This window comes from Roseateles cavernae (assembly GCF_040187885.1).
Taxonomy (GTDB): domain Bacteria; phylum Pseudomonadota; class Gammaproteobacteria; order Burkholderiales; family Burkholderiaceae_C; genus Roseateles_E; species Roseateles_E cavernae.
This window is the reverse complement of the sequence record NZ_JBDPLH010000001.1, coordinates 651,104-677,085: the sequence shown is the minus strand read 5'-3', so window position 1 is coordinate 677,085 and position 25,982 is coordinate 651,104. Positions and strand designations below refer to the sequence as shown.

At 70.2% G+C, this 25,982-nt stretch carries 25 protein-coding genes; 12 read left to right on the top strand and 13 right to left on the bottom strand.

Features of this window, described 5'->3' with window-relative positions; genetic code table 11:
• Positions 1-103: 103 nt before the first annotated feature.
• A complete protein-coding gene (locus tag ABGI63_RS03265; RefSeq protein ID WP_349741018.1) occupies positions 104-415 on the top strand; it encodes a DUF2834 domain-containing protein in 312 nt (103 codons plus the stop codon).
• On the opposite strand, the gene ABGI63_RS03260 is transcribed toward ABGI63_RS03265, so the two are convergent.
• The 3 genes from ABGI63_RS03260 to ABGI63_RS03250 all read right to left on the bottom strand — a co-directional run bounded on the left by ABGI63_RS03260 (position 387) and on the right by ABGI63_RS03250 (position 3,556).
• Complete coding sequence (locus ABGI63_RS03260) at positions 387-1,151, bottom strand: substrate-binding periplasmic protein (protein ID WP_349741017.1); 765 nt, start codon at positions 1,149-1,151, stop codon at positions 387-389. The two genes, ABGI63_RS03265 and ABGI63_RS03260, sit on opposite strands and share 29 nt — an antisense overlap.
• Positions 1,152-1,201: 50 nt before the next feature.
• Positions 1,202-2,143 carry a DMT family transporter gene (locus tag ABGI63_RS03255; protein ID WP_349741016.1) on the bottom strand — a complete coding sequence of 314 codons (942 nt, stop codon included), beginning with the start codon at positions 2,141-2,143 and terminating at the stop codon, positions 1,202-1,204.
• Between the two features lie 132 nt (positions 2,144-2,275).
• Entirely contained in the window at positions 2,276-3,556 is a 1,281-nt protein-coding gene (locus tag ABGI63_RS03250; protein WP_349741015.1) for a DUF4397 domain-containing protein, read from the bottom strand.
• Between the two features lie 141 nt (positions 3,557-3,697).
• Here ABGI63_RS03250 and ABGI63_RS03245 point away from each other — a divergent pair, with 141 nt between their 5' ends.
• The 3 genes from ABGI63_RS03245 (at position 3,698) to ABGI63_RS03235 (ending at position 8,914) form a co-directional block, all read left to right on the top strand.
• Positions 3,698-5,758 carry an oxidoreductase gene (locus ABGI63_RS03245; RefSeq protein WP_349741014.1) on the top strand — a complete coding sequence of 687 codons (2,061 nt, stop codon included), beginning with the start codon at positions 3,698-3,700 and terminating at the stop codon, positions 5,756-5,758.
• Positions 5,759-5,908: 150 nt separating this feature from the next.
• Positions 5,909-8,152: a putative bifunctional diguanylate cyclase/phosphodiesterase gene (locus tag ABGI63_RS03240; RefSeq protein WP_349741013.1), complete on the top strand. Its 2,244-nt coding sequence runs from the start codon at positions 5,909-5,911 to the stop codon at positions 8,150-8,152.
• A gap of 39 nt (positions 8,153-8,191) precedes the next feature.
• The gene (locus tag ABGI63_RS03235) at positions 8,192-8,914 is read left to right on the top strand and encodes a phosphatase PAP2 family protein (RefSeq protein WP_349741012.1); all 723 of its coding nucleotides are present in this window, start codon (positions 8,192-8,194) and stop codon (positions 8,912-8,914) included.
• Here ABGI63_RS03235 and ABGI63_RS03230 read toward each other — a convergent pair.
• Both ABGI63_RS03230 and ABGI63_RS03225 read right to left on the bottom strand, forming a co-directional pair.
• Positions 8,847-9,047, bottom strand: coding sequence for a hypothetical protein (locus ABGI63_RS03230; protein WP_349741011.1), 201 nt, complete (start codon positions 9,045-9,047; stop codon positions 8,847-8,849). The two genes, ABGI63_RS03235 and ABGI63_RS03230, sit on opposite strands and share 68 nt — an antisense overlap.
• Before the next feature lie 165 nt (positions 9,048-9,212).
• Entirely contained in the window at positions 9,213-9,677 is a 465-nt protein-coding gene (locus ABGI63_RS03225) for an Lrp/AsnC ligand binding domain-containing protein (protein WP_349741010.1), read from the bottom strand.
• A 100-nt stretch (positions 9,678-9,777) separates the two neighbouring features.
• On the opposite strand from ABGI63_RS03225, the gene putA reads away from it, so the two are divergent.
• Positions 9,778-13,377 carry a bifunctional proline dehydrogenase/L-glutamate gamma-semialdehyde dehydrogenase PutA gene (putA, locus tag ABGI63_RS03220; RefSeq protein ID WP_432767370.1) on the top strand — a complete coding sequence of 1,200 codons (3,600 nt, stop codon included), beginning with the start codon at positions 9,778-9,780 and terminating at the stop codon, positions 13,375-13,377.
• Between the two features lie 101 nt (positions 13,378-13,478).
• Here putA and ABGI63_RS03215 read toward each other — a convergent pair whose 3' ends face one another.
• The gene (locus tag ABGI63_RS03215) at positions 13,479-14,093 is read right to left on the bottom strand and encodes an immunity protein Imm33 domain-containing protein (protein ID WP_349741009.1); all 615 of its coding nucleotides are present in this window, start codon (positions 14,091-14,093) and stop codon (positions 13,479-13,481) included.
• A 332-nt stretch (positions 14,094-14,425) separates the two neighbouring features.
• A complete protein-coding gene (locus ABGI63_RS03210; protein ID WP_349741008.1) occupies positions 14,426-15,364 on the bottom strand; it encodes a LysR family transcriptional regulator in 939 nt (312 codons plus the stop codon).
• Positions 15,365-15,535: 171 nt separating this feature from the next.
• Here ABGI63_RS03210 and ABGI63_RS03205 point away from each other — a divergent pair, with 171 nt between their 5' ends.
• Positions 15,536-15,940 (top strand): RidA family protein, encoded by a 405-nt coding sequence (locus tag ABGI63_RS03205; RefSeq protein WP_349741007.1) that lies wholly within the window; start codon positions 15,536-15,538, stop codon positions 15,938-15,940.
• A 9-nt stretch (positions 15,941-15,949) separates the two neighbouring features.
• On the opposite strand, the gene ABGI63_RS03200 is transcribed toward ABGI63_RS03205, so the two are convergent.
• The 3 genes from ABGI63_RS03200 to ABGI63_RS03190 are packed head-to-tail and all read right to left on the bottom strand — an operon-like array spanning position 15,950 to position 18,983.
• The gene (locus tag ABGI63_RS03200) at positions 15,950-17,977 is read right to left on the bottom strand and encodes a DEAD/DEAH box helicase (RefSeq protein ID WP_349741006.1); all 2,028 of its coding nucleotides are present in this window, start codon (positions 17,975-17,977) and stop codon (positions 15,950-15,952) included.
• On the bottom strand, positions 17,974-18,384 hold the full coding sequence (locus ABGI63_RS03195; RefSeq protein WP_432767369.1) for a c-type cytochrome: 411 nt from the start codon (positions 18,382-18,384) through the stop codon (positions 17,974-17,976). The genes ABGI63_RS03200 and ABGI63_RS03195 overlap by 4 nt, the downstream gene beginning before the upstream one ends.
• A 32-nt stretch (positions 18,385-18,416) precedes the next feature.
• Complete coding sequence (locus tag ABGI63_RS03190; RefSeq protein WP_349741005.1) at positions 18,417-18,983, bottom strand: hypothetical protein; 567 nt, start codon at positions 18,981-18,983, stop codon at positions 18,417-18,419.
• Positions 18,984-19,167: 184 nt separating this feature from the next.
• Between ABGI63_RS03190 and ABGI63_RS03185 the strand changes: the two genes are divergently transcribed.
• A complete protein-coding gene (locus tag ABGI63_RS03185; protein ID WP_349741004.1) occupies positions 19,168-19,641 on the top strand; it encodes an Lrp/AsnC family transcriptional regulator in 474 nt (157 codons plus the stop codon).
• Positions 19,642-19,657: 16 nt separating this feature from the next.
• Here the strand turns inward: ABGI63_RS03185 and ABGI63_RS03180 are convergent, their stop codons facing one another.
• Positions 19,658-19,990, bottom strand: coding sequence for a hypothetical protein (locus ABGI63_RS03180; RefSeq protein ID WP_262972148.1), 333 nt, complete (start codon positions 19,988-19,990; stop codon positions 19,658-19,660).
• A gap of 58 nt (positions 19,991-20,048) precedes the next feature.
• On the opposite strand from ABGI63_RS03180, the gene ABGI63_RS03175 reads away from it, so the two are divergent.
• Genes ABGI63_RS03175 through ABGI63_RS03165 form a run of 3 tightly spaced genes read left to right on the top strand, consistent with a single transcriptional unit; the run spans position 20,049 to position 22,592 of the window.
• The gene (locus ABGI63_RS03175) at positions 20,049-20,189 is read left to right on the top strand and encodes a hypothetical protein (RefSeq protein ID WP_171018366.1); all 141 of its coding nucleotides are present in this window, start codon (positions 20,049-20,051) and stop codon (positions 20,187-20,189) included.
• A 24-nt stretch (positions 20,190-20,213) separates the two neighbouring features.
• Positions 20,214-21,947, top strand: a complete 1,734-nt coding sequence (locus ABGI63_RS03170; RefSeq protein WP_349741003.1) for an AAA family ATPase — start codon at positions 20,214-20,216, stop codon at positions 21,945-21,947.
• A gap of 6 nt (positions 21,948-21,953) precedes the next feature.
• Positions 21,954-22,592 (top strand): general secretion pathway protein GspB, encoded by a 639-nt coding sequence (locus tag ABGI63_RS03165; protein ID WP_349741002.1) that lies wholly within the window; start codon positions 21,954-21,956, stop codon positions 22,590-22,592.
• Here ABGI63_RS03165 and ABGI63_RS03160 read toward each other — a convergent pair whose 3' ends face one another.
• Complete coding sequence (locus ABGI63_RS03160) at positions 22,593-23,498, bottom strand: SDR family NAD(P)-dependent oxidoreductase (protein ID WP_349741001.1); 906 nt, start codon at positions 23,496-23,498, stop codon at positions 22,593-22,595.
• Positions 23,499-23,540: 42 nt separating this feature from the next.
• On the bottom strand, positions 23,541-24,389 hold the full coding sequence (locus tag ABGI63_RS03155; protein WP_349741000.1) for an AraC family transcriptional regulator: 849 nt from the start codon (positions 24,387-24,389) through the stop codon (positions 23,541-23,543).
• A 230-nt stretch (positions 24,390-24,619) separates the two neighbouring features.
• On the opposite strand from ABGI63_RS03155, the gene proC reads away from it, so the two are divergent.
• Entirely contained in the window at positions 24,620-25,432 is an 813-nt protein-coding gene (proC, locus tag ABGI63_RS03150; RefSeq protein WP_349740999.1) for a pyrroline-5-carboxylate reductase, read from the top strand.
• Positions 25,433-25,442: 10 nt separating this feature from the next.
• A complete protein-coding gene (locus ABGI63_RS03145; RefSeq protein WP_349740998.1) occupies positions 25,443-25,976 on the top strand; it encodes a chorismate--pyruvate lyase family protein in 534 nt (177 codons plus the stop codon).
• Positions 25,977-25,982 lie beyond the last annotated feature (6 nt).

Here is a 25,982-nt window from a genome sequence, read left to right as displayed (position 1 = left end):
GGCCAGGTCTTGCGGCAATGACCTGGCAGGTCATTGCCGCAAGCCGGGCCGGCGCCGAGACTGTCGCCGTTCCCGATGCCAAACCCTGATGAAAGGACCTGTGATGAAAGCCGCTCTTGCCCTGGTGTTCGCCGCCTTTGGCGCCTATTCGCTGTATGTGATCGCCGAGCTGGGCTATCTGGGCCTGTGGCAGGCCCTGCTCAGCAATCTTGCCGGCTGGCAGGTGGTGCTGGACCTGCTGATCGCCTCTGTGCTGCTGCTGGGTTTTCTGTGGCGCGATGCGCAGCGCAGCGGCCGGCGCTTCTGGCCCTATGTGCTGCTGACCCTGGCGGCCGGCTCCTTCGGCCCGCTGCTCTATCTGCTGCTGGCGCCGCGCCCGACCGGGCTCAGCGCAGGTCTTCCGCGCGCGGCCTGATGCCGTAGGCCTTGAACAGGCGCTCGATGCTGCCGTCGCGCAGCATCGCCTGCCGGGCGTCCTGCAGCCGCGCCAGCTCGGCCTCGTCGACGCCGGCGCTGGCCGCCAGCCAGACCTCGCCGGACTCCAGCGCCATGCCGACCTGGAACTGCGCGGGGTCGCGGCCGCTGCCGCGCACCTTGTCCATATTGATCACATCGCCGCCATAAATCGCGTCGACATGGCCGCGCTCGAGCTGGCGCAGCATGTCCTCGACGCTATGGGCCTGCAGCACCAGCTCCTCCTTGAAGCCGTGGCGCTGCAGCTGGGCCAGATTGGGGCTGGCACGCAGCACCGTCAGCTTGAGCCGCTTGGCCTGCTCCAGGCTGCTGACCGGGGGCCGGCCGGCGCGGTTGATGAAGACGAAATGCTGGACATAGAGCTTCAGCAGCCATTGGTAGTGGGGCTCGCGCTCGGGCGTGCGTGTCAGCGGCAGGATCGCGACGCGGGGCTGGGCGCTGGCCATCTGCACGGCCCGGGCCCAGGGGTAGAACTCGACCTTGACGCTGTGGCCGGCGCGCCGGGCCAGCTCCTCGACCAGCTCCACCAGCACGCCCGGCCGGCCCGGCTGGCCTTCGATCGCGAACGGCGGCAGGTCGCCGCTGACGATGCGCAGCGGGACGGTCGCCGGCTGGGCGCCGGCCCAGCCGGGCAGGGCCAGACCGGCGGCAAGGAACGGGCGGCGTCGGATGGACATGAGGCGATGCTCGCACATCGGCGTGTCGGCCGACAAGCGCGCTGTTCTAGTCAGTCCAGCGGTGGTGTGTCCTTGGCCACCAGGGCGGCCTGGCCCTGCTTGGCAAACTGGGCCAGCGCGACGCCGCCCAGCGCCACGGCCGCGCCCAGCAGCTTGACGGCGGTGTAGGACTCGCCGGTGCTGGCCCAGGCGGCCAGACCGGCAATCGGCGGCATCAGATAGATCAGCGGCGCGGTGCGCGCAACGCCGCGCTTGGCATTGACCCAACCCCAGGCCAGCCAGCCGATGAAACCGCTGGCGACCACAGCCCAGACCGCGCCCAGCCACAGCCAGGGTGACAGGCCGGCCCAGTCGACCCGCAGCGCGGCCGGCGCGCTGAAGAGCAGCACCGGCAGCGTGGCGATCAGCGTCGCATGGCCCATCACCAGCACGCCGCCATGGCGCGCGATCAGCGGCTTGCTGGCCACCGTGTAGTAGCTGAACAGCGCCGCCGCCAGCAGCAGCACCAGGTCGCCGCCGCTGGCCTGCCATTGGGCGCCGAGCAGCTTGTCCGACATGAAGAGCAGGGCGCCGGCCGCCGCGACCGCAACGCCGCCAACCTGGGCGCGGCTGAGCCGCTCCAGCCCGGAGGCGCGCAGTATCAGCAAGGTGAACACCGGCCCGCAGGCCAGCAGCACCGAGCTGGAGAAGGCGGTGGACCAATGCACGCCATAGGTGGCCAGCGCCAGATGCAGGCCCTGGCCGATCAGGCCCAGGCGCAGCAGCGCCAGCCAGTCGGCGCGCGGCAGGCGCGGCCAGGCCAGGCCGAAATGCCAGATCAGCAGCGCGGCCGCGCAGATGGGCATCAGCAGATAGCGCAGGAACAGAAAGCCCTCCGGCCCCATCACGCCGAACAGGGTCTTCTGCAGCGGGAAGTTCAGGCCCCAGACCAGGATGGTGGCGAGGCCGACCCAGAGGGCCTGGCGGGCGGCGGCGGCGGCGCTGGCGGACATGGGCGCCATCTTGCATCAGGCCTGCCCGGGGCTTGTGCGCCTGGCGGCATGCGCGAAACAAAAAAAGACCCCGCAGCGCCGAACGCTGGACGGGGTCACAGGGGAGGAACTCTGGGAAGGGGCGGCGGCGGCTCAGCGCTCGCGGCGCAAGGTGCCCTGGATGTTGTTGGCGCCGCCCATCATGAAGACGGTGTAGATGCCGCCGGACAGCACCGGCAGGCTGGAGACGCTGTAGACCGGTGTGGCCGAGGTCGGCGCGGTGATATTGAGCAGGGAGCTGCTGCTGTTGTTGACCGTGGCGACCGCCGAGGCCGTGCCCGGCAGCACATTGCTGGCGATGGCGCTGTAGTCCAGTGTCATCGTCAGGCCGGCGTTCAGGCGTGCGACGCCGTTGATGATGCGGAACTTGGCCGTGCCCGTGGTGGCGGGCAGGCGGTTGTCGTCGCTGATCACGCTGATCTGCGGCGCGCCGGGCTCACCCCAGACCAGCACCGTGTAGTCATTGCCGGCCGTCAGCGCCGGGGTGGCCACGGGCATGGCCTTGCCGTTGACATTGACCAGCAGGCTGGGGCTGCCGGCGGCCACGATCTGGTACTCGCCGATACTGGGCGCGGTCGAGGTCGGCATCAGGGCGGTGCCGGCCAGCGTGGCATTGACCTGGGCGCCGTCGGCCACCGCCGCGACCACACGGGCCCGCGCATTGGTGGCGCCATAGGCGTTGGCGCTGCCCTGCTGGGTCATCAGGATGCTGTTGACCAGCACGCCGCCGGGGGTCGGCGTGATCACCAGCGAGCCGACCTGCTTGCTGCTCAGCGTGATGCTGGGAATGTCCAGGCGCAGATCGCTCTTCTTGCCGGCGCCGGTGACGCGCACGCGGTAGGTGCCGCTGCTGATCGAGGTGTAGCCGCTGCTGCCGCCGCCGGCGATCGCGCTGATGGTGGGCGAGGCGTTGTCGAGGCTGTCGGTGTTCTGGGTCAGGTAGATGTCCAGCGTGCCGGCATCGGCGGCCAGGTTCAGCACCAGCAGCTTGCTGTAGTTCTCGGCCGGCGCTTCTTCCTCTTCCTGAAGAATGGTGCTCTTCATATTGCCGGCCCAGCCATAGGCGATCAGGCTGTAGTGGCTGCCCTTGGTCAGGGTCGGGTAGAGCGAGCTGATCGTGGTGCCGGCGTTCTTGACCAGGGTGGTGATGCTTTCGCCGGCCTTGGCCGAGGCATAGGCGCTGACGCCGCCATAGGCCACGCCGGTGGCGGCACTGGCGTCGCTGACCGTCAGGTCCAGCGTGCTGTAGGCACTGCTGGCGTTGACCAGACGGATCTGCGCGTTGCCGCTGTCGTCGTCACTGCCGCCGCCGCCGCAGGCCGCCAGCATTGCTGCGGAAACCGCCACACCCATGATCAAGCGCCTCGAAACCATCTCTCACTCCTTGTTGTTGGGCGCGATTGGAGCGGGCCGACATTGCTGGGCTTTGTCCTCGTATTGCTGAGTGTGAAGAAGTGTTGGGGCTACCATCCCGGGCGTCATCCGACGCGACCTGACCCCCGAGGATTGCCCGCCATGTCTTATCCCCATCTGCTGCAGCCGCTGGACCTCGGTTTCACGACGCTGAAGAACCGCGTGCTGATGGGCAGCATGCACACCGGCCTGGAGGACGGACGCAAGCACTTCGAGCGCATGGCGGTCTATTTCGCCGAGCGCGCGCGCGGCGAGGTCGGGCTGATCGTGACCGGCGGCTTCGCGCCGAATATCGAGGGCTGGGCCAAGCCCTTCGCCGGCACCCTGGCGAGCGCGGGCGCGGCGCGGCGGCACCGGCAGATCACCCAGGCCGTGCATGCCGAGGGCGGCAAGATCGCTTTACAAATCCTGCACACCGGGCGCTATGGCTACCACCCCTTCTGCGTCGCGCCCTCACGCATCCAGTCGCCGATCTCGCCCTTCACGCCGCGCGAGCTGTCGGCACGAGGCATAGAGCGCCAGATCCGCGCCTTTGTGCGCTGCGCCCGGCTGGCCCGCGAGGCCGGCTATGACGGCGTCGAAGTGATGGGCTCGGAAGGCTATTTCATCAACCAGTTCCTGGTCACACACACCAACCAGCGTAGCGACGGCTGGGGCGGCTCTTATGAAAACCGCATGCGTCTGCCGCTGGAAATCCTCGCGCGCATGCGCGAGGCGGTCGGGCCCGACTTCATCATCATCTACCGGCTTTCGATGCTGGATCTGCTGCCCGGCGGCAGCAGCTGGGACGAGGTCCTGACCCTGGCCAGGCGGGTCGCGGCCGGCGGCGCGACCATCATCAACACCGGCATCGGCTGGCACGAGGCGCGCATCCCGACGATTGCCACCAGCGTGCCGCGCGCCGGCTTTGCCTGGGTGACCGCCAAACTCAGGGCCCAGCTGCGGCAAGAGGGCATCACGACGCCGCTGATCACCAGCAACCGCATCAACACGCCCGAGGTGGCCGAGCGCCTGCTGGCCGAGGGCAGCGCCGACATGGTCAGCATGGCGCGGCCCTTTCTGGCCGATCCCGAGTTCGTCAAGAAGGCGCGCGAGGGCCGGGCCGACGAGATCAACACCTGCATCGCCTGCAACCAGGCCTGCCTGGACCACACCTTTGCGCAAAAGATCTCGACCTGCCTGGTGAACCCGCGCGCCGCCTTCGAGCAGGAGCTGCGCATCGTGCCGCTCGCGGCCACGCAGACGCCGCGCAAGAAGATCGCCGTGGTCGGCGCCGGCCCGGCCGGCCTGGCGGCGTCCACCACCTTGGCCGAGCGCGGCCACGAGGTGCATCTGTTCGACAGCGCGGCCGAGATCGGCGGCCAGTTCAATCTGGCCCGGCGCATTCCTGGCAAGGAAGAGTTCGGCGAGACCCTGCGCTATTTCGGCCGCCGCATAGACATCACCGGTGTGCGGCTGCATCTGAATCGGCGGGTGTCCGCCGCCGATCTGATGGCGTTTGACGAGGTGCTGCTGGCCTCCGGCGTGACGCCGCGCAACCCGCGCATCAAGGGCCAGGACGACCCGGCGCTGGCCGGCATGGTGCTGTCCTATATCGATGTGCTGCTCAAGCGCGCGCCGGTGGGGCAGCGCGTGGCCATCGTCGGCGCCGGCGGCATCGGCTTCGATGTGGCGGAGTTTCTGGTCGAAGGGGGGCACTCCCTGACGCTCGATCCGGCGGCCTGGCAGCGCGAGTGGGGCGTGGCCGATCCCGGCGAGGTGCGCGGCGGCGTGCGCCGCCCGCAGCCCTCGGCGCCGGCGCGCGCGATCACCTTGCTGCAGCGCAAGGCCGGCAAGCCCGGCGCGGGCCTGGGCAAGACCACCGGCTGGATCCATCGCGCGGCGCTGAAGATGAAGCAGGTCGAGATGCTGGCGGGCGTCAACTACGAGGCCATCAGCGCCGAGGGCCTGTGGGTCAGCTACGGCGAGAAGCGCCAGGACATGCAGCTGGTCGCGGCCGACACCGTGGTGCTGTGTGCCGGCCAGGAGCCGCTGCGCGAACTGGAGGCGCCGCTGCGTGCGGCGGGGCGCAGCGTGCACCTGATCGGCGGCGCGCTGGAGGCCGGAGAACTCGATGCCAAGCGTGCAATATTGCAGGGAACCCGGCTCGGCAGCAGCCTGTAAACCCTAGCCAGACTCAAGCCGGGCGCAGACACTCCGACAGCCTCAGGGAATGATGAGGGGACAAGCGCCACGAGCGCTTGTGACACATAAAGCAGTCACCACCGGCGCAGCGTCGCGCCGGCATGTCGTGAACCGAGGGTCTGTCCGTCCATGAGCTTGATCAACCGTCGCCGTCACCGGCCGCTGGCTGGATTCGCGCTGCTGTCGCTGCCGGCGGCCGCCGCCTGGGCGGACACCGCCGGCGGGCTGCGCGACCCGACGCTGTGGCTGGGCGCCTTCTGCGTGGTCGGCGCGCTGGCCATGGGCGCGACCCTGGGCCTGGTCTGGCAGCAGCGCCGCTGGCTGCGCCAGCGCCGCGCCGAGCTGCTCACCGCGCGCCGCGAGCGCAGCCGCCTGGCGGCCCTGCTCAATGCCATCCCCGACGCGGTCTATCTGAAGGACGCCAGCGGCGCCTACGAGGCCTGCAACCCGGCCTTCGAGCGCCTGATCGGCCTCAGCGAGGCGCAGCTGCAGGGCAAGCGCGACACCGACCTGGCCGAGCCGCTGCCCGAGCGCGGCCGCGCCTGGGCGCGCGGCACCGACGGTGTGCGCCTGTGCCTGGACATGCAGCAGGCGCCGGTGCGTGCCGAGGGCCAGTCGCTGGGCCTGCTGGGCGTGGCGCGCGACATGACCGAGCTGCAGCTGGCGCTGGACGAGCTCAAGCGCGCGGCCATGGTGTTCGAACATTGCGCCGAGGGCATTCTGCTGCTCGACGCCCAGGTGCGGGTGGTCGATGCCAACCCGGCCTTCTTCCAGATCAGCGGCCTCGACTCGCGCGAGGTGCTGGGCCAGCTGCCGCAGCCGCTGCGCCCCGGCGAGCAGGCGCCCGAGCTGCAGGCCCAGCTCGCCGAAGCGCTGGAGCGCGAGGGCAAGTGGTGCGGCGAGCTGACCTTGCGCCGGCACGATGGCGAGCCGGTGCCGGTCTGGGCGACGCTGGTGCGCGTGCAGCCCGGCAGCTCCAGCCCGCTGCAGCACCTGCTGGTGCTGACCGATATCTCCAAGATCAAGCAGACCGAGGCCGAGCTGCTGCACCAGTCGCTGCACGACCGCCTGACCGGCCTGCCCAACCTGGCCCTGCTGCGCGACCGCGTGACGCGCCAGATCAGCATCGCCCAGCGCGACCACACCTGCGTGGCCGTGCTCTACATCGATCTGGACGGCTTCCGCGATGTCAACGACATCGCCGGCCATGCCGCCGGCGACGAGGTCATCAAGGTCACGGCCGAGCGCTTCATCAATGTGGTGCGGGCCAGCGACTCGGTGGCTCGCGTCGGGGCCGACGAGTTCGTCGTCGTGCTCTCGGGCCTGGTCGACGAAGAGACCGCGATGCGCCTGGGCGACCGGCTGATCCAGGCCATGGACGAGCCCATCATGGTCGGCGCCCAGCGCTTCAACCTGGGCGCCAGCATCGGCCTGGCGCTGTTCCCGACCGACGGCACGACGGTGGACGACCTGCTGCGCAATGCCGAGGCCGCGATGTGCCGCGCCAAGCTGAGCGCACGCAACACGGTCCAGGCCTACCGGCCCGAGCTGACCCAGGCGGTGCAGCAGCGCTTCGAGCTGACCCATGCGCTGCGCCTGGCCAATGAGGCGGCGCAGTTCCGCATCGAATATCAGCCGCAGGTGCGCCTGTCCGACGGCGAGCTGATCGGCGCCGAGGCCTTGCTGCGCTGGCGCCATCCGACCCGCGGCCCGATCTCGCCGGCCGAGTTCATCCCGCTGGCCGAGGACACCGGCCTGATCATCCCGATCGGCCGCTGGGTGCTGCAGGAGGCCTGCGCCCAGGCGGCGCGCTGGCAGGGCCAGCCGGGCAAGCCGCAGCAGATCGCGGTGAATGTCTCGGCGCGCCAGCTGCGCCAGGCCGATTTCGTCGAGACCGTCGATTTCATCCTGGCCGAGACCGGCTGCCCGCCGCAGGCGCTGGAGCTGGAGGTCACCGAGAGCCTGCTGCTAGAGGACGCCGAGGCGGCCATCGCGCTGCTGACCCAGCTGACCGAGCGCGGCGTGCGGGTCGCGATCGACGACTTCGGCACCGGCTACTCCTCGCTGTCCTATCTGAAGCGCATGCCGGTGCAGACCCTGAAGATCGACCGCAGCTTCGTCTCCGAGCTGGGCACCGACAGCAATGTGGCGGCGATCGCCCGCACCGTCATCGTGCTGGCGCGCAGCCTGAACCTGGATGTGCTGGCCGAGGGTGTCGAGACCGCCGAGCAGGCCGCCTGGCTGCGCCGCGAGGGCTGCGACTGGGCCCAGGGCTGGTTCTATGGCCGCGCGATGCCGGCCGAGGACTTCAGCTTCACGCCGCCGCCCGAGCCCGACCGCAAGCCGGCCGTGCGCCGCCTGCAGCTGGCGTGATCGGCCGGGGCGTCATCGCCATCGCGTAGCATGCCGGCCATGCTGGAAAACCCGGATTCTTCACCTCTCGCCACCTGGGCGCTGCTGACCCGGCTGGGCGAGGCGCAAATCCTTGTGCCGCTGCTGCTGGCCGCGATGCTGTGGCTCTGGCTGGGCGCCGGCCAGGGTCGGCTGGTGCTGCGCTGGCTGACCTGCCTGGCCCTGGCCGCCGGGCTGACCGCGCTCAGCAAAGTGGCCTTCATGGGCTGGGGCCATGGCTCGGCGCGCTGGGACTTCACCGGCTTCTCGGGCCATGCGATGTTTGCCGCCGCCTGCTTTCCGCTGCTGGCCTGGGTCGCGCTGCTGGGCCGGGACCGGCTGATGCAGAAGCTGGCCGTGATCGCCAGCTTTGTGCTGGCGGCCCTGGTGGCCTACTCCAGACTGGAAGTGCACGCTCACTCGGCCTCCGAATCGGCGAGCGGTTTCGCGCTCGGCGCGCTGGCCAGCGTGATGGCGCTGCGCGGCGCGCCGGCCCTGCGCTTGGCCCTGCCGCTGTGGCTGCCGGCCGCGCTGGCTGCCGGCCTGCTGGTCCTGCCGCTGAGCGCGCCGCGATCGCGCAGCCATGATCTGATGGTGGAGTTGTCCTTGCAGCTCTCGGGCCGGCCTCAGGTCTACACCCGCCAGGACCTGCATCGTCGCCGGCTGCCGCCCAGGCTCAGTGCAGTGCCGCACCGCCTTGCTGGCACCACAGCGCCAGCAGCGTCTCGTCCGCTTCCTCGCTGATCACCAGGCCCTGGCTCAGCTCGAAGCTGGAGTCGAACCAGCCGCAGCGCGCACCCGGCTCCGTCAGCAGCGCGGCCATCAGGGCCTGGCCGGCTTGGGTGGCGGTGCTGGTCTGGCGGGCCTGGACTTGCATGATGGACTCCGGGGAAGTGGGCTGGCGATGGATTCAGTGTGGTCGCCGGCCGGGCGCTTTCCCATCACACGCAGGGAGGGGCGATGGGGGAGGGGGTGGTCTTGCCACCCCCCGCCGGGGGGCTCCGATAGACCTTGAAACTCAGCCTTTCACCGCCTAGGCGCCTCAGATCGGCAGCGCCGTCGTGTGCTTGACCTCCTCCATCACCGCATAGGTGCGGGTCTCCCGCACGCCCGGCAGGGTCCAGATCACGCTGCCGATGAACTCGCGGTAGTGGCCCATGTCCGCCACCCGGGTCTTCAAGAGGTAGTCGAAGCCGCCGGCCACCAGATGGCATTCCATGATCTCGGGCCGGGCCTGGACGGCGGCCTTGAAGTTGTCCATCACATCGTGCACCGTGCGGTCCAAGAGGATCTCGATGAAGACCAGCATGCTGACGCCCAGCTTGGCGGGGTTCAGCCGCGCCTCGTAGCCGAGGATGTAGCCCTCGCGGGTCAGGCGCTTGACACGCTCCAGCACCGCGGTCGGCGACAGATGCACCGCCTCGGCCAGCTTCAGATTGGAGATGCGGCCATCGGCCTGCAGCGCGCGCAGAATGCGGGCATCGATCTTGTCGAGTTCGTTGGTCACGGGATTTTTGTCGTCTGAAGTGTCTTGCTTCCGAATTTAATCCATGTGAGAGATCAATAAAGTTCAGGCATTCACTAGCTCCACCTCTCTGGGGACCGTCATGACCGCCTTTGCCCTGCTGCCCGAAGCTGCCCGCCTGCCCGACCCCTACCGCGCCGAGATCCCGGTGGTCACCGCGTTGGCCGCCAGCGTCAGCCTCGACTGGCCGGCGGTGATCGATCAGGCCGGCCCCTGGGTGCAGCAGGTGCGCGCCAACCCGGCACCGTTCTGGGCGATGGAGTCGCTGCTGCGCGAATACCCGATCACCAGCAGCGAGGGCCTGGCCCTGATGCGGCTGGCCGAGGCCTTGCTGCGCGTGCCCGATGTGCCGACCGCGATTGCCTTGACGGCCGACCAGCTGGGCCGGGGGCAGTTCGACGGCGCGTCGGAGGGGCCGCACAAGATGCTGGCCAGCCTGTCCGCCTCGGCCATCTCGCTGTCCAAGAAGTTCCTGCCCAATGCCGAGGGCGAGGGCGGCCTGCTGACCCGGCTGGGTGCGCAGACCGTGGTCGCGGCCACGGTGCGCGCGATCCAGCTGCTGGGTCGCCAGTTCGTCTTGGGTCGCAATATCCAGGAGGCGATGGGCGAGGCGGCGGATGCCCGCAAGGCCCAGCCGATGTTGCGCTTCTCCTACGACATGCTGGGCGAGGGCGCCCGCACCGAGAGCGACGCGCGCCGCTACCAGGCCGCCTATATCGGCGCGATCAAGGCCATTGCGGCCGGCGCCAAGGCGGCCTCGCCCGAAGGCGCCGACGGCATCTCGATCAAGCTCAGCGCGCTGTTCTCACGCTACGAGGTGCTGCAGCGCGAGCGCGTGTTCGCCGAGCTGCTGCCGCGGGTCTGGCAACTGATCGAGCTGGCCGCCCAGGCCAATATCAATCTGACCATCGACGCCGAGGAGGTCGACCGCCTGGAGCTCTCGCTGGATGTGCTGGACGCGCTGGCGGCCCGCATCGCCGGCCACTACCCGCAGTGGCGCGGTTTCGGCCTGGCCGTGCAGGCCTACCAGACCCGCGCGCTGGACGTGGTCAACGAGGTGGCGGCGATTGCCCGCAAGCATGGGCTGCGCTTCATGGTGCGCCTGGTCAAGGGCGCCTACTGGGACGGCGAGATCAAGCGCGCCCAGGAGCAGGGCCTGGCCGCCTACCCGGTGTTCACGCACAAGCAGCACACCGATGTCTCCTATCTGGCCTGCGCCCAGGCGCTGATCGCGCATGCCGATGTGATCTATCCGCAGTTCGCCAGCCACAACGCCGGCACCATCGCGGCCATCGTGCAGATGGCGCGCAAGGCCAAGGCCCCGTTCGAGATGCAGCGCCTGCACGGCATGGGCGAGGGCGTCTACCGCGAGGTCTTGAAGGACGGCAGCATCCCCTGCCGCGTCTACGCGCCGGTCGGCGAGCACCGCGATCTCCTGGCCTATCTGGTGCGCCGCCTGCTGGAGAATGGCGCCAACAGCTCCTTCGTCCACCAGCTGGCCGATGTCAATGTGCAGGTGCCCGAGCTCTTGGGCTCGCCGCTGGAGCAGGTGGCCGCTCAGGGCGCCCTGCCGCTGCCGGTGGCCCTGTACGGCAGCCGCCGCGCCAACTCCAGCGGTGCCGACCTGAGCGCGCCGGCCCAGCGCCAGCCCTTTGTCGACGCGATCGCCGCCGCCCGCATCGCGCCGGTGGCCGAGGCCACGGCCGCCGAGGTTGAGGCCGCGATGCAGCGCCTGGCGGCCGGCTTCCCGGGCTGGAACGCCACGCCGGTGGCCGAGCGCGCTGCCATCCTGCGCCGCGCCGCCGATGCGCTCGATGCGCGGCTGCACGAGTTCAGCGGCCTGCTGGTCAAGGAGGCCTACAAGACCGCCGGCGACTGCATCGCCGAGGTGCGCGAGGCGGTCGACTTCCTGCGCTACTACGCCGACGAGGCCCAGGCCCAGCCGCAACTCATGGGGCGCGGCGTCTTCGTCTGCATCAGCCCCTGGAACTTCCCGCTGGCCATCTTCGCCGGCCAGGTGGTCGCCGCCTTGGTGGCCGGCAACACGGTGGCGGCCAAGCCGGCCGAGCAGACCCCGTTCGTCGCGCTGAAGTTGGTCGAGCTGCTGCACGAGGCCGGTGTGCCGGCCGATGCGCTGCAGCTGCTGCACGGCGCCGGCGAGACCGTCGGCGCCGGCCTGGTGGCCCATGGGCAGACGGCCGGTGTCTGCTTCACCGGCTCGACCCAGGTGGCGCAAATCATCAACAAGACCCTGGCCGCCAAGCCCGGCCCCATCGTTCCCTTGATCGCCGAGACCGGCGGCATCAACGCGATGCTGGTCGACTCGACGGCCTTGCCCGAGCAGGTCATCGACGCCGTGGTGCAGAGCGCCTTCCGCTCGGCCGGCCAGCGCTGCTCGGCGCTGCGCCTGCTGTGCGTGCACGAGAGCATTGCCGACGGCCTGATCGAGATGCTGGCCGGCGCGCTGCGCGAGCTGTGGGTCGGCCGTCCGGATGATCTGGCCACCGATGTGGGCCCGGTGATCGACGACGAGGCCTTCGAGAACATCGCCCGCCATGTCGAGCGCCTGAAGCGCGAGGCGACACTGATTGCCGAGGCGCCGGTGCACGACAGCATGCCGCGCCTGGTCCAGCCGGTGGCCTTCGAGCTGGGCCGCATCGCCCAGCTGGGCGCCGAGATCTTCGGCCCGGTGCTGCATGTGGTGCGCTGGAGCGGCGAGCCGGACGCGGTGATCGAACAGATCAACGCGCTGGGCTTCGGCCTCACCTTGGGCATCCAGACCCGCATCGACAGCCGCGCCCAGCGGCTCGCGAGCCTGGCCAGGATCGGCAATGTCTATGTGAACCGCAACATCATCGGCGCCGTGGTCGGCGTCCAGCCCTTCGGCGGCGAGGGCCAGTCCGGCACCGGCCCCAAGGCCGGCGGCCCGCACTATCTGCAGCGCTTCGCGGCGGTGGCCGAGGCCGGACTGGAAACGACGACAGGCGCTGCTGCTTCAAGCAGTAGCAGCGTTTCGGCAGCACCGATCCCCGCCGACGCGCTGGCTGCGCTGCAGCAGGCCCAGGCGCACTGGCGCGAGCGCCCGGTGGCCGAACGCGCCGCGCTGATCAAGCGCGCCGGCGCGAGCCTGGACACCGCCAGCGCCGCGCTGATCGCTGCCCTGGCCCAGCAGGCCGAGCAAGACCTGACCCCGAAGGCCCTGCCGGGCCCCACCGGCGAAAGCAACGAGCTGCGCCAGCATGCCCGCGGCGTCTTCGTCGCCCTGGCCGCCGGCGCCGGCCAGCGCGGCCTGAGCGGTGTGGTCGCCAGCGCATTGCTGGCCGGCAATGCGCTGGCCCTGCTGGTCGATGAGCACAGCCGGCCCCTTGCCGAGAAGCTGCTGCAGGCGCTGAGCGGCGCCGGTCTGGACCGGAGCCTGGTGCAAGTCATCGGCCACGAGGGCCAGACCACCTGGATCGCCAGCGCCGGCATCGCCGGCGTCTGCCTGGCCACGCCCGACGCCGCCCTGGCCCGCCAGGTCCAGCGCCAGCTGGCCGAACGCCCCGGCGCCATCCTGCCGCTGATCACCGCCTTCGAAGCCTGCAGCGTTGGCCAGCTCTACCGCTTTGCGGCGGAGCAGACGCTGACGATCAATACGGCAGCAGCGGGGGGCAACGCGGCGTTGCTGGCGGGGGGGCATTGATGCGGGGCGGATGACGAGGGCGGGTTTGGGCTCCGAGTGCTGGTGACAGCAACAAGCGATTGCGAAAGTTCATCTGCTTCCTCGGATCGGCGTCAATCGCCTCAACCCCCACTCTCTGCCGCGAACTCTCCGGTTTTTGGATCGCGAATGAAGGCGGAGCCGCCTGGCTCGTCAAGCAGGCTACGGAATGAATCGTCTTTGCTCAAGACCGCGCCAAGAGAAACATAAGCCAAGTTCTCGCTGTCTGACATGTACTCATCTGACTCATCGTTTGCAGTGATGCGCCAACCGCTATCGTTGTCCTCATCTGGATCCTCTCGGTAGAGGTAGCCGACCAACTTCCCCTCGTCCAGGACTCTCTTGGTGACGAAGCATCGCTTGATGTAGCGCTCGACCAAGTTGTCGTCGTCATCGTGCTCAGTGTTGATCACATGGCATGGTTGGAACGACACAGGATCGTCACACTTCAAGTCATGGATGTAGCGAGGCTCGTTGTTCAAGCGCCCGCGGAAGCTTCCATCGGAACGGAGTTCATCCACCAGAACCCACATGCGTTCTGCTCTGGGTGCCTCAGGATCGTCGCTGCTGAAACAGAAGATGAGCTTTACGACTTCGCCGGGCCGCACGCGTGAGATGAGTTCGCGTGACGGTTTGTAGAACGTGTACGGACTCTCTGCCGCAATCGGGTCAGCATCTTCAAGGTGCCAACTAGGCATACAAGGTTCCTGTGCGGGCTAGTGAATGAAAGGGACTTCCCCGTCCCGAACTTGCCGCATAGCGGCAGCTAGCCCGACATCGCCGGCTGTTGATAATTGGATCGAATCTGACGAGGCCATGTGGCCAATTATGGGCGGGCGCCGAACCGCGAAGCTGCGGAATCGCCCTCGCCAGCCCTTTGGGGGAATCGTTCGGCGCTAGCGACGTTTCCGCAACTCGGCGCTGAGCGGTTCGGCCAGCGACACCTACCCGTCAAGACCTGTCCCCGCATGCCTCGATGCCCGTCGTGCGCTTGGCACGCGGGGCCGCAACAGCCACGAACAGCCAGTCGTCAGGAACGGCTCGACCCCAGCGCAACCCCCGCCATCAGCTCATCAATCCACTCCATGAAGACCCGCAGCTTCGCGCCGACATGCCGTGTCGGCGGGTAGGCGATGTATATGGGCATGGCGTCGATCTGCCAGTCGTCGAACAAGGGCAGCAGCTCGCCGCGCGCCGCATGGGGCTCGGCCATGTAGCGCGGCAGCCAGAGCAGGCCCATGCCGGCGAGGCCGGCCGCGAGATAGGCGTTGCCGTCGTCGGCCGCGACGATGTAGCGGCCACTGACCTCGACGGACTCCCCGGCGGCGCCCCGGCCGCGTCGCATCGGCATCGTCGCCACCCGGCCGCTGCCGGAGCGCAGGAAGCCGACGATACGGTGCTGCGTGGCGTCGTCGTTCAGCTCGGCGGGATGGGTGGGCGTGCCCGCGCGCTGCAGATAGTCGGGCGCGGCATAGACGCCGAGTGGCAGCTCGCCGACGCGCCGCGCGATCAGCGAAGGCACGGTGACCTCGCCGCCGCGCAGCACGCAGTCGACCTTGTCGCCGATCACGTCGACGATGCGGTCGCTGACGCCCATATCGATCTGGATTTCCGGATAGCGCGCATGGAACTTGGGTAGCGCCGGCATCAGGACCAGGCGCGCGAACGGGCTCGGCACATCCACCCGCAGGCGGCCGCGCGGCGCCGCCGTGAGGCCGGCCAGCCCGGCATCGGCTTGCTCCAGGTCCGCGAGCACGCGCACGACGCGCTCGTAGTACGCGGCGCCCTCGGGCGTCACCGTCACCCGGCGGGTCGTGCGGTGCAGCAGCTTGACGCGCAGCCGCGCCTCCAGCTGCTGCACCAACTGGGTCACGGTGGTCTTGCTCAGGTGCAGGGTCTGCGCCGCTTTGGTGAAGCTGCCGGCCTCCACCACGCGGGCGAAGGCTTGCAGCGCGTCGAATCGGTCCATCGGCAGGGTCAGCTTGTGAGAGGCAGGGGGTGAGGGCTTGGCGGCGATTGTCCCGATTCGCCAAACAGTCATTGTGCGAGCTGCTTGTTTATCGCGCGGCGCTGGCTTCCTAAAGTCCCGGCATCCGACCCCTTTTCACTTATTTCATTCATGCCTTCAAGGAGTTCCCGCATGTCCGCACGCGATGTTGTCATCCCCGCCGGCCGCCACGCGCTCTACGCGCTGCACCGCTATTCGCCGGCCATCCGCTCCAACGGTTTGCTGTTCGTTTCGGGCCAGGTCGGCAGCCGGCCCGATGGCTCGCCCGAGCCCGAGCTCGATGAGCAGGTGCGCCTCGCCTTCCGCAATCTCAACGCCATCCTCGCCGAGGCCGGCTGCAGCTTCGGCGATGTGATCGATGTGACGGTCTTCATGGTGAACCCCCAGGACCATTTCGAACGCGCCTGGGCCGTGGCTGCAGAGTACTGGGGCGAGGCGCCGTATCCGACCGCCACCGCCGTCGGTGTCACCTGGCTGGCCGGCTTCCAGTTCGAGATCAAGGTGATCGCCAGGCTGCCCAAGGCCCAGACGCACTGAGGCGCTGGCTCAACCCTCCGCCAGGGCCCGCGCGCGCCAGAACCCCGCATCGATCAGCTGCTCGGCGCCGCTCACCTCGTTGACCAGCCAGAACTGCAGCCCGTCCGGGCTCAGCCGGCTGACCTCGCCGGTGTGGCGGCCGGCCCGCACGCGCCGGCCCAGGGCATTGGCCGGGAAGTCCGGCTGCCGCGCCAGATCCCTGAGGTCCAGCGCCACGCGCGCATCGCCGGCCAGGCGCAGGCGCTGCACCAGGGGCGCGAGCAGGGGGCTGGCCGCGTCGCTGGCCGAGAGATAGACGATCAGCTTGGCCTGGGCGCGGCTGAACGCGACATTGAGCAGGCGCTGCGCCTCCTCGCCGTGCAGAAAAGGCTGGCTGCCGTCGACCGGATCGAACAGCACCACCGGCGCCTCGCTGCCCTGGGCCCGGTGCACGGTGCTGACCTTGACAGCCGTGTCGGGCACGCCGTGCTCGCGCAGGCAGCGGCGTATCAGCGCGCGCTGGGCGCGAAACGGCGTCAGCACGATCAGCTCTTGCGGCCGCCAGTCTCCGCTGGCGAGCGCGGCCGCCACGGCCCGGGCCATGGCTTCGGCCGACTCGCGCCTGACCGGTCCGCGCTCGGCCGCCGACCAGGCGCCGTCACTCCTGATGCGGTGCAGCCGCACATGGGTGTCGGCATCGGCCTCGCCCAGCGCGCGCCGGCGCGCCGCTGCCCAGGCGGGCGTGGCCTGGGCGTCGGCGGCCACCCGCAGCGCGCCCGCGTAGAACAGCGCGCTGACCAGCTCGCTGATCGGCGCGGCCATGCGCGACTGCTCGTCCAGCAGGGCCACCGAGGGCCCCTGGCGCGGCATCTCGGCAAAGGCCGAGCGGCCCAGCCAGCGGCGCGCGCCGCGATCCGGGCTGCGCAGCACCGGCGAGAGCTGCTGCGGGTCGCCGGCGAACAGCCGGGCGCGGCCCAGCGGCATCAGCGCCAGCGCATGGGCCAGGCTGACCTGGCTGGCCTCGTCGAAGACCAGCAGGTCGAACGGCGGCTCGTCGGCATCGCTGCCACTCAGCTCGCGCAGCGTCTTCAGCGTGAAGGCGGCGCGGGTGGTGGTCATGCTGGCCAGCCGGCAGCGCCGCAGCACCTGCAGCGAGGCGGCGCGCAGTTCCTCGCGCAGCGCCGCGACGCGGTCGGCCCAGGCCTTCAGCGCGCCGGCATCGCCGCGCGCCGAAGGCCGCGCCGCCTCGGCCCGCGCCAGCCGGCCGATCAGGCCCCGGTCGTCGCTCGGGATCAGGTGCTCGCGGCCGGCATAGGCCGCGGCATCGAAGCGGGTGCCCAGGCGCTGCACGCCGGCCCGGTACTGCTCGCGCCGGCCTTTTTCCAGCGCCTTGTCGACCGCGATGGTGGCCAGGTCCACTGCCTGGTTGGTGGTCGAGAGCAGCAGCACGCGGGCCTCGGGCCGGCGCTCCAGATACTCGGCCAGCAGCACGCCCAGGGTCGTGGTCTTGCCGGTGCCGGGCGGGCCCCACAGAAAGGCGCTGCTGTGCTGCACCAGGGCCAGCGCGGCGCGCTGTGCCGGGCGCAGCCAGCGAAACGGCGCGCCGTTCAGCGCCGTGGCGGCGTCCACCGGGCGGGGCCGGCCCAGATCGGGCAGGCAGGCCAGCGCGCGCTCGGCCCAGGGCGTGTCCCACCAGGCCTCGGCGACGGCGTTCAGAAAGCGGGTCGGGTACAGGCGTATCAGGCAGTCCGGCCCCGGCGGCGCGCTGCTGGCGTTCTGCAGCAGCAGCTGGTCCTCCTCGGCCAGCACGGCCAGCACGCTGGCCCCGCCCTTGACCGGCGCGCCCCACCAGGCCGAGGCCCCGTCCAGGCTGTCGTCCAGCAAGGCCTGGGCCGAGGCGGCGCCCGGCCGCTGGCCTTCGGCATAGACATAGCCCGGCTCCAGCGTGACGCGCCACAGCATGCCCTCGCACTCGCTGCGCAGCACCTTGAAGTCGTAGAACTCGGGCGTCGCCGCCAGCTCGGCGGCCAGCGCCGCGCGCAGATCGGCCAGGCTCATCGGGAGGAGGGAGGGGAGGCCGGCAGGCTTGCCAGATAGGCCAGCAGATTCGCCATCTTCTGGTCGCTAAAGCCGATGCTGAAGAAGCGCATCTTGGTGCCCGGCACGCTGCGCTCGGGGTCGCGGATAAAGGCCGCCAGGGTAGTCGCCGACCAGACGATGCCGGAGTTCTTCATCGCGGCCGAGTAGCTGTAGTCGGGCGTGGACCCGGCCGGCCGCCCGACGATGCCATTGAGCTGCGGCCCGAAGCCGCCGCGCGCCGAGGGGCCGACCTGATGGCAGGACGCACAGGCAGCCACAAAACTCGCCTTGCCGGCCGCGATATCGCCCACCGGGCCGGCCGCGCAGGCGCCCGTCGGGCCGAGCGCGAGCAGGGCGGCGAGGGTCAGGCTGGCGTGGGTCGACAAGGTCCGGGAAGGCAAGGCCGCGAGCGCCGGGGTCAGGACTTGATCTGCCCGCCGCTTGCGCTGCTGCCGGCGGGGCGGGTGGTCGCGGGGCTGTCAGGGCAGCCCACGAACTTGGCCGGCTCGACAGGCACTGGCCCGAACCACTCGACAGCCCCGGCAATGCCACCGAAGCGAACAATCCATGCCCGCGTCCCGCCCATATCGACCAGGCCGTTGTATTTGTAGCCATCCATCGCCAAGGGCGAGTCGAACAGCACGAAGCGCTTGAGTTGGGTCTCGAGCTTGTCCGGAAATTCCGGTGCGGCGCCAAGCGCTGGCGCCTCGCTGAACTTGGCCAGCAAGCCCGCTCGATCACAGGGCGCGGCAGTGGCCGCATGAGCCGAGACGGCGAGCATCAGCGAGACGGCGATGGTGGGCTTGCGCATGTGAGTGATCTCATGGATTGCGTTGATCTGCCACCGCGAGGCGCAGGGCTGATGACGACAGTATCCCAGCGCCAACGACGACGCTGCCTCGCGGATGCGGATGGCTTCGCGCCATGCCCCCAAAAGCGAAACCCCAAGCCACATCGCTGTGCTTGGGGTCGGGGTGGCGTTCAAACCGGTGCTCTTGTGAAGCGGTGGTCCTGACGCGAGATCGGGCGGGTGGCCTGGGCGCTGTCGGAGTGGGTAACTCAGTGCCTTCAGTGTAGGGAACAGGGCTTGGCAGATGATTGCGAAGATGGCTTGGAATTCATCCAATGCGCAATAATCTGCCAATAATCAATTTCTTAAGGGTTGCTGATTGGCCATCGACAAGTTTGACAGGCAGATTCTGGAAATTCTTCAGAAGGAAGGCCGCATCCACAACCAGGAGCTGGCGGACCGGATCGGGCTGTCGCCCTCGCCCTGTCTGCGGCGGGTGCGGGCGCTGGAGGAGGCCGGGCTGGTGAGCGGCTACCGCGCGGTGGTGGACGCCAAGAAGCTGGGCCTGACCCTGATGGCCCTGGTCCATATCTCGATGGATGTGCATACGCCGGAGCGCTTCGCCGGCTTCGAGGCGGCGGTGGCCTTGCTGCCCGAGGTGCTGGAGTGCCTGCTGATCACCGGCCAGGCCGCCGACTACCAGCTGAAGGTGGCGGTGCGTGATATGGACCATTACCAGGCCCTGCTGCTGGGTCATCTGACCCGCATCCCCGGGGTGACCGGCGTGCACAGCAGCTTTGTGCTGCGCAGCGTGCTGAAGGACGCGGTGGTGCCGGTCCATCTGGCGGCCTGAGCACCGACATCTGGGCTCAGGCCTGCCAGACCGCGTAGCCGGCCTCGCGCAAGCCGATCGCCAGCTCCACCTCCATCTCGCGGGCGGCCTCGTAAGGCATGGGGTTGTAGACCGCGTAGAGCTCGGGCAGCAGGCGCAGCCCGTAGTCGCGCACCAGGCGGTTGGCCTGCACGCCGGCCTTGTGGCGGTCGAAGCGCAGGTCCGGGTCTAGCCCGGTCATGCCGACATAGACGCAGGGCTTGCGGATGTCGTGGTCGGGATTGGCGCGGCGAAAGCTCGCCAGGTTCCAGACGCGGTCGGACAGTTCGACGACGTAGACGTGGTGGTGGTGGCGCGGGCGCGGCGGCATGGCAGCCGCGATTGTCGCGGTGGCAGAAAATGCCCGCGCCAGCCCTTACCATCGCCGCATGAAAACAAGCTATCTCTTCGGCGCCATCCTGGCCTGCAGCGTCATCGGCGCCGTGCTGGGCAACCGCTCGGCCAAGACCCTGGCCCTGATCGCCTCGGGCGCGCTGTCCATCTACGGCCTGGCCCGCGTGCTGGGCTGATGCAGCCGGGCTGACATCGCCGCCATGTACGCGAACTTCTTCGGCCTGCAGCAAGAGCCGTTCTCGATCGCGCCGGACCCGCGCTATCTGTTCATGAGCGAGCGCCATCGCGAGGCGCTGGCCCATCTGCTCTATGGCCTGCGCGGTGGCGGCGGCTTCGTGCTGCTGACCGGCGAGATCGGTGCCGGCAAGACCACGGTGTGCCGCTGCTTCCTGGAGCAGATTCCGGCCCAGGACTGCAATGTCGCCTACATCTTCAACCCCAAGCTGACTGTCACCGAGCTGCTGAGGACGGTGTGCGAGGAATATCACATCGAGCTGGGCCCGGGCGAGCTGCGCACGGTCAAGCCCTATGTGGACGCGTTGAACACCTTTCTGCTGGCCCAGCATGCGGCCGGCCGCAACACGGTGCTGATCATCGACGAGGCGCAGAACCTCGCGCCCTCGCTGCTGGAGCAGCTGCGCCTGCTGACCAATCTCGAAACCCGCGAGCGCAAGCTGCTGCAGATCGTGCTGATCGGCCAGCCCGAGCTGCGCACCATGCTGGCCGCCCCCGAGCTGGAGCAGCTGGCCCAGCGCGTGATCGCGCGCTTTCATCTGCAGGCCCTGTCGGAGGCCGAGACCGCGCAGTATGTGCGGCACCGGCTGGGCGTCGCTGGCTTCGGTGGGTCGCTGGCCCTGCCCTTCGATCGCGCGGCACTGCGCCAGATCCACCGGCTCGCGCGCGGCGTGCCGCGGCGCATCAATCTGCTGTGCGACCGCGCCCTGCTGGGCGCTTATGCCCAGGGCCGCCAACGCATCGATCGCAAGACGCTGGACAAGGCCGCCGCCGAGGTGTTCGACGACGCGGCCTCGCGGCCCAATTCCGGTTTTGGACGGCGCCGGGCCTGGATGCTCGGGGCCGGCGGCGCGCTGACCGCCGCCGCCGTGTTCGCACTGGCCACGCGCGCGCTGGGGCCTGAGGCCGAACGGCCTGTCGCCGTCGTTGCGGCGGCTGCCTCGGCTGCGGCCAGCGCTGCGCCGAGCGCTTCTTCCGTGGCTGCTGCTTCCGCCGCCAGCGCGGCCGCCTCCGCCCCGGTGCCGCGACCCGATCCGGCCGCGACGATCACACTGGCCTTGCGCAGCGAGGCCGATGCCTGGCGTGAGCTGGCGGCGCTCTGGGCACTGCCGCCGCCCAGGGCCGAGGCCGACTTCGCCGGGCTCTGCGCGGGCCTGCGCAAGACCGCGCAGACCAGTGCCGGCCCGACGCCCCAGTGTTTCACCCAGAGCGGCACTGCTGACGGCGGACTGGCCCTGCTGCGCCTGCTGGACCGCCCCGCCATCCTGACCCTGCACGACGCCAGCGGCGAGCCCGCCTATGTGCTGCTGCAAAGCCTGGGCGGCCAGCACGCCACCGTCAGCGCCGGCGGCCACACGCAGACCGTCAGCCTGCTGGCTCTGGACCGGCAGTGGCGCGGCGAATTCAGGACCCTGTGGCGCGCGCCGCCGGCCTACCAGGGCCGCATCACCAGCGGCCCGCTGCCGGCCTGGCTCGATGCCCGGCTCGACCAGGCCTTCTCCGGCGCGCCGGCTGCGGAGGGCGCGCCGGTGCCGCTCGGCCTCAAGTACGACCAGGCGCTGCGCGCCAAGGTGGCGGCCTTCCAGCGCGCCCAGGGGCTGCGCAGCGACGGCCTGGCCGGCCCTGTCACGCTGATGCTGCTCAACCGCGCCAGCGGCATCGACGAGCCGCGCCTGCAACAAGCCCTGGCCGGGCACTGAAGCACCATGTCCTACATCCTCGATGCCTTGCGGCGTGCCGAATCCGAACGGGAGCGCGGCAACGTGCCCGGCCTGCACGCCAACCCCATCCCCGCCGACCATGCCGATGATGACGAGACCGCCGTGCCGGCGCGACGCTGGCTGTGGGGCGCGGCGGTGCTGGCGCTGGGCGCCGCGGCCCTCGCCACCTGGCTGCTCCGGCCCGGTGCCGCGCCGGCCCCGGTGCAGCTGGCCAGTGCGCCGCCACCGCCGCCACCGATCCAGCGCTCACCGGCCGCCGCGCCCCAGCCCGGCCCCGAGCTGAAGCGGCTGGAGCCGGCCCCGCTGATCATCGAGACGCCGGTCGAGACCCGACCCAGCCCGGCCCCGCCCACTGTGGCTAGCGCCCCGATCACCCCGCCTGCGGCCATCGAGCGCGCGGTGCCTGCGCTGGTCGAGTTGCCCGAGGCCTTCCGTCGCAGCCTGCCGCCGCTGGCGACCAGCGGCGCGATGTACTCCGACGCGCCCGCCCAGCGCATGCTGATCGTCAACGGCCAGCTGTTCCGCGAGGGCGACAAGATCGCCGAGGGTCTGGTGCTCGAACAGATCCAGCTCAAGCGCGCGATCTTCTCGGCACGCGGGGAGCGCTTCAGCGTCAGCTACTGATCAGCCCTCCGGCAGCTCGAAGGCCTCCACCTGGCGGCCGTCGATATCGCTGAAACCGTACTCGCGTGCCAGATCGGCGACCCGCAGCACCCGGCCGCTGCGCGCCAGCACCTGCGGGTCGGCCGCCAGCGCGGCGACCGCGCGGCCCAGATAGCGCGGCGACTCGGTGCGGGCCAGCGCCGGGCTGTCCTGCCAGTGGGCCTCGTCGGTCCGGTGCCCGCTGAGCACGAACTCGGTCCGCATCCAGCCCGGCGACAGCGCCAGCGAGGCCACGCGATGCGGCCGCAGCTCCTCGGCCATGCCGAAGGCCAGCCGGCCGATCGCGGCCTTGGCCAGGTCGTAGAACAGATTGCCGCGCAGATAGCGGTCGCGGTCCCAGAAGGTGGTGCCGACGATCAGGCCGTGGCCCTGTTCCACCATCAGCGGCGCCGCATGGCGGCCGGCCAGCAGATGGTTGCGCACGCCACGATCCATCATCGCGTCCCACTGGGCCAGCGGATGCTGCCAGAACGGCGCCTCGAAGACGCCGTCAAAGCACTCATGGCCGCCCCAGGCGTTGTTGACCAGCAGATCGAGCCGGCCCTGCTCGCGCCAGACCCGGGCGAACAGCGCGGCCACCTGCTCGTCCTGCGTGTGGTCGCAGCGCTGGGCGATGCCGTGCCCGCCCAGCCGGGTCAGTTCCTCGGCGCAGTCCTCTATCGTGCCGGGCAGGCGCTCCAGCCCGGACAGCGCCAGGATCTGGCCATAGCCGTCGGCCGGCTGCTCGCGGGTGCTGCGCCCGCTCACATAGACGGTGGCGCCGGCCGCGCCCAGTTCCAGCGCGATGCCGCGCCCGGCGCCGCGGCTGGCGCCGGTGACCACGGCGACGCGGCCTTGCAGCGGTCGCGGTGTTGGAGAGTCCTGCATGGCTTGTCCTTGCTGATGTCGAAGCCACACGGTAGCGCCGGCTCAGGACCCTGTATTGGAAGAACCCGAAACGGCACGGGCCAGGAACTCGGTGGGGCTGAGGCCGCACAGCGCACGGAACTCCTTGACCAGATGGGCCTGGTCGTAGAAGCCGCTGTCCAGTGCCAGATCGGCCCAGCCCGGCGTCGTGCCCTGCAGACGCAGCCGGCGCAGGCAAGCCTGCAGCCGGGCCAGCCGGCCCCAGGCGCGCGGCGACAGACCCACCTCGAGCTGGAACAGCTGCTGCAGCCGGCGCTCACCGACACCCATGGCCGCCGCAACCTCGCGCAACGGCCGGCGCCCCTCGGACCTGCCAATCAGCTGCAAGGCTTGCATCACCGCCGGCCGGCTGGTGATCGTCGGCCCCGGCAAGCGCCGTTGCAAAAAGGCCTGCAGCACGGTCAGACGGGCGGTGTCACCCTGGCTGGTGCCGAGACGCTCGCCCAGCTCGGCCCCGGCGCCCCGCCACAGGCTGTCCAGCGGCAAGACCTGACCTGTCAGCTCGCCGGCCGGCAGCCCCAGCAAGGCCGCTGCGGCACCCGGGCGCAGGGTCAGCGACAGGCCCTCAAGACGACCTTGCAAGCGCAGCAGCACCGGTGCTGCCGAGGCGCCCAGCACCTGGACGGTCGGCGCATCGCCGAGCTCGACGATCAGGCGCAGCGCGCCATCCGGCAGCACCCGCTCCAGGATCTCGGAGCCGGCCGGGATGGTCTCGCGGTAGGCCAGGATGTGCGACACATAGGGGCGCAGCGGCGCCGCCACCGGGCAGGCGCGCAGCGTGCCCGGCGGCATGTGGGCTTCGGGCCCGTGCAGCTCGTCGTCGTCCAGGCGCAGAAACAGGCGTTCGCTCATGGTGTGTTCGGATGCTAGCGGCTGAGGCGGCGGCAAGCTGGCACGGAAGCTGCTCTAGTGAAAGTACTTTCGTTTGTCTCCTCCATCCGCCTGGATGGATTCAGGCCCGGGGCTCACGCCCCGGGCCCTTTTTTTGCCCGCTGCGGTGCGCCCACCCTGTTCGGGGGCAAGACCCGCACCCGGCTGGTGCATGGGGCGGGTCCGCGAGCCGGGCTCTACACTTGCGCCCCATGAGCACCCCCATTGCATTCATCGGCGGCGGCAATATGGCCAGCGCCATCATCGGCGGCCTGTTGCGGGCCGGCCGGGCCGCGGAATCGCTGATCGTCGTCGAGCCCTTTGAGGCCCAGCGCGCCAAGCTCGCCAGCGACTTCGGCCTGCGTGCGCTGGCAGCCCCCGATGCCAGCCTGGCCGGCGCCGGCCTGGTGGTCTGGGCCGTCAAGCCGCAGCTCTTCGCCGAGGCCGCCGCGCCCTGCGCCGGCCTGCTGGGCCAGGCCCTGCAGCTCTCGGTGATGGCCGGCATCCGCAGCGATGCGATCGCCGCCGCCACCGGCAGCGAGCGGGTGGTGCGCGCGATGCCCAACACCCCGGCCCTGATCGGCCAGGGCATTGCCGGCCTGTTCGCGCGTGCCGCCGTGTCGGCGGCCGACCGGGCCCTGGTCGAGCAAGTCCTGGCCCCCACCGGCGCGACGCTGTGGGTGGACCAGGAGGCGCAGCTCGACGCGGTGACCGCGCTGTCGGGCTCGGGCCCGGCCTATTTCTTCTTTGTCGTCGAGGCGATGATGACGGCCGCCCAGCAGATGGGCTTGTCGGCCGAGCAGGGCCGGCAGCTGGCGCTGGCCACCTGTGGCGGCGCGGCGGCCCTGGGCCTGCAATCGAGCGATTCGCCGACCCTGCTGCGCGAGAAGGTCACCTCCAAGGGCGGCACCACCCATGCGGCCATCAGCAGCCTGCAGGCCGATGGGGTCGACGCCGCCATCGTGCGTGCGGTGCGCGCCGCCGAGCAGCGTGCCCGCGAGCTCGGCGAAGAGTTCGGGCGCTGAGTCTGCCGCGATGGGGATTGCAAGCCGGAGCGGCCTGCGCGACTGGCTGCGCGCGCCGGGTTCCTTGAGCCGGCGTCTGGCGGCGCTGGGCCAGCGCTACGAGGTCCAGGTCTTGCGGCAAGAGGTGGCCCCGCTGCGCGGCCCCGAGCGCGCGGCGCTGGGCCTGCCGCGGCGCGGCTGCACCGTGGTGCGCGAGGTGATCCTGCGGGTCGACGGCCAGCCGCTGGTCTGGGCCCGCTCGGCCCTGCATGCCAGCGCGCTGGCCGGGCCCTGGAAGGCGCTGAAGGGCCTGGGTGCCAAGCCGCTGGGCCATCTGCTCTATGCCGACCGGCGCGTCGCGCGCAGCGAGCTGCAGCCGCGCCGGCTCGCGCGCCACGGCCACACACGGCGCCAGATGCAAAAACAGTGGCTCGCCGCCACCGGCACCGAGGCCTCGCCGCAGATGCTGTGGTCGCGCAACTCGGTGTTCCGCCGCTGCGGCGCGCAGCTGCGGGTGATGGAGTTGTTCGCGCCGGCCCTGGCCGGGCACAAGCCCTGGCGCTGAGCAAGG

Bases quoted from the DNA above. Each gene is read 5' to 3' on its own strand.
- ABGI63_RS03265 (WP_349741018.1), top strand. From the start codon at position 104: ATGAAAGCCGCTCTTGCCCTGGTGTTCGCCGCCTTTGGCGCCTATTCG.
- ABGI63_RS03250 (WP_349741015.1), bottom strand. From the start codon at position 3,556: ATGGTTTCGAGGCGCTTGATCATGGGTGTGGCGGTTTCCGCAGCAATG.
- ABGI63_RS03170 (WP_349741003.1), top strand. From the start codon at position 20,214: ATGTACGCGAACTTCTTCGGCCTGCAGCAAGAGCCGTTCTCGATCGCG.
- ABGI63_RS03175 (WP_171018366.1), top strand. From the start codon at position 20,049: ATGAAAACAAGCTATCTCTTCGGCGCCATCCTGGCCTGCAGCGTCATC.
- putA (WP_432767370.1), top strand. From the start codon at position 9,778: ATGACCGCCTTTGCCCTGCTGCCCGAAGCTGCCCGCCTGCCCGACCCC.
- ABGI63_RS03200 (WP_349741006.1), bottom strand. From the start codon at position 17,977: ATGAGCCTGGCCGATCTGCGCGCGGCGCTGGCCGCCGAGCTGGCGGCG.
- ABGI63_RS03260 (WP_349741017.1), bottom strand. From the start codon at position 1,151: ATGTCCATCCGACGCCGCCCGTTCCTTGCCGCCGGTCTGGCCCTGCCC.
- ABGI63_RS03165 (WP_349741002.1), top strand. From the start codon at position 21,954: ATGTCCTACATCCTCGATGCCTTGCGGCGTGCCGAATCCGAACGGGAG.
- ABGI63_RS03240 (WP_349741013.1), top strand. From the start codon at position 5,909: ATGAGCTTGATCAACCGTCGCCGTCACCGGCCGCTGGCTGGATTCGCG.
- ABGI63_RS03145 (WP_349740998.1), top strand. From the start codon at position 25,443: ATGGGGATTGCAAGCCGGAGCGGCCTGCGCGACTGGCTGCGCGCGCCG.
- ABGI63_RS03235 (WP_349741012.1), top strand. From the start codon at position 8,192: ATGCTGGAAAACCCGGATTCTTCACCTCTCGCCACCTGGGCGCTGCTG.
- ABGI63_RS03215 (WP_349741009.1), bottom strand. From the start codon at position 14,093: ATGCCTAGTTGGCACCTTGAAGATGCTGACCCGATTGCGGCAGAGAGT.
- ABGI63_RS03210 (WP_349741008.1), bottom strand. From the start codon at position 15,364: ATGGACCGATTCGACGCGCTGCAAGCCTTCGCCCGCGTGGTGGAGGCC.
- ABGI63_RS03245 (WP_349741014.1), top strand. From the start codon at position 3,698: ATGTCTTATCCCCATCTGCTGCAGCCGCTGGACCTCGGTTTCACGACG.
- ABGI63_RS03180 (WP_262972148.1), bottom strand. From the start codon at position 19,990: ATGCCGCCGCGCCCGCGCCACCACCACCACGTCTACGTCGTCGAACTG.
- ABGI63_RS03160 (WP_349741001.1), bottom strand. From the start codon at position 23,498: ATGCAGGACTCTCCAACACCGCGACCGCTGCAAGGCCGCGTCGCCGTG.
- ABGI63_RS03155 (WP_349741000.1), bottom strand. From the start codon at position 24,389: ATGAGCGAACGCCTGTTTCTGCGCCTGGACGACGACGAGCTGCACGGG.
- proC (WP_349740999.1), top strand. From the start codon at position 24,620: ATGAGCACCCCCATTGCATTCATCGGCGGCGGCAATATGGCCAGCGCC.
- ABGI63_RS03255 (WP_349741016.1), bottom strand. From the start codon at position 2,143: ATGTCCGCCAGCGCCGCCGCCGCCGCCCGCCAGGCCCTCTGGGTCGGC.
- ABGI63_RS03230 (WP_349741011.1), bottom strand. From the start codon at position 9,047: ATGCAAGTCCAGGCCCGCCAGACCAGCACCGCCACCCAAGCCGGCCAG.
- ABGI63_RS03205 (WP_349741007.1), top strand. From the start codon at position 15,536: ATGTCCGCACGCGATGTTGTCATCCCCGCCGGCCGCCACGCGCTCTAC.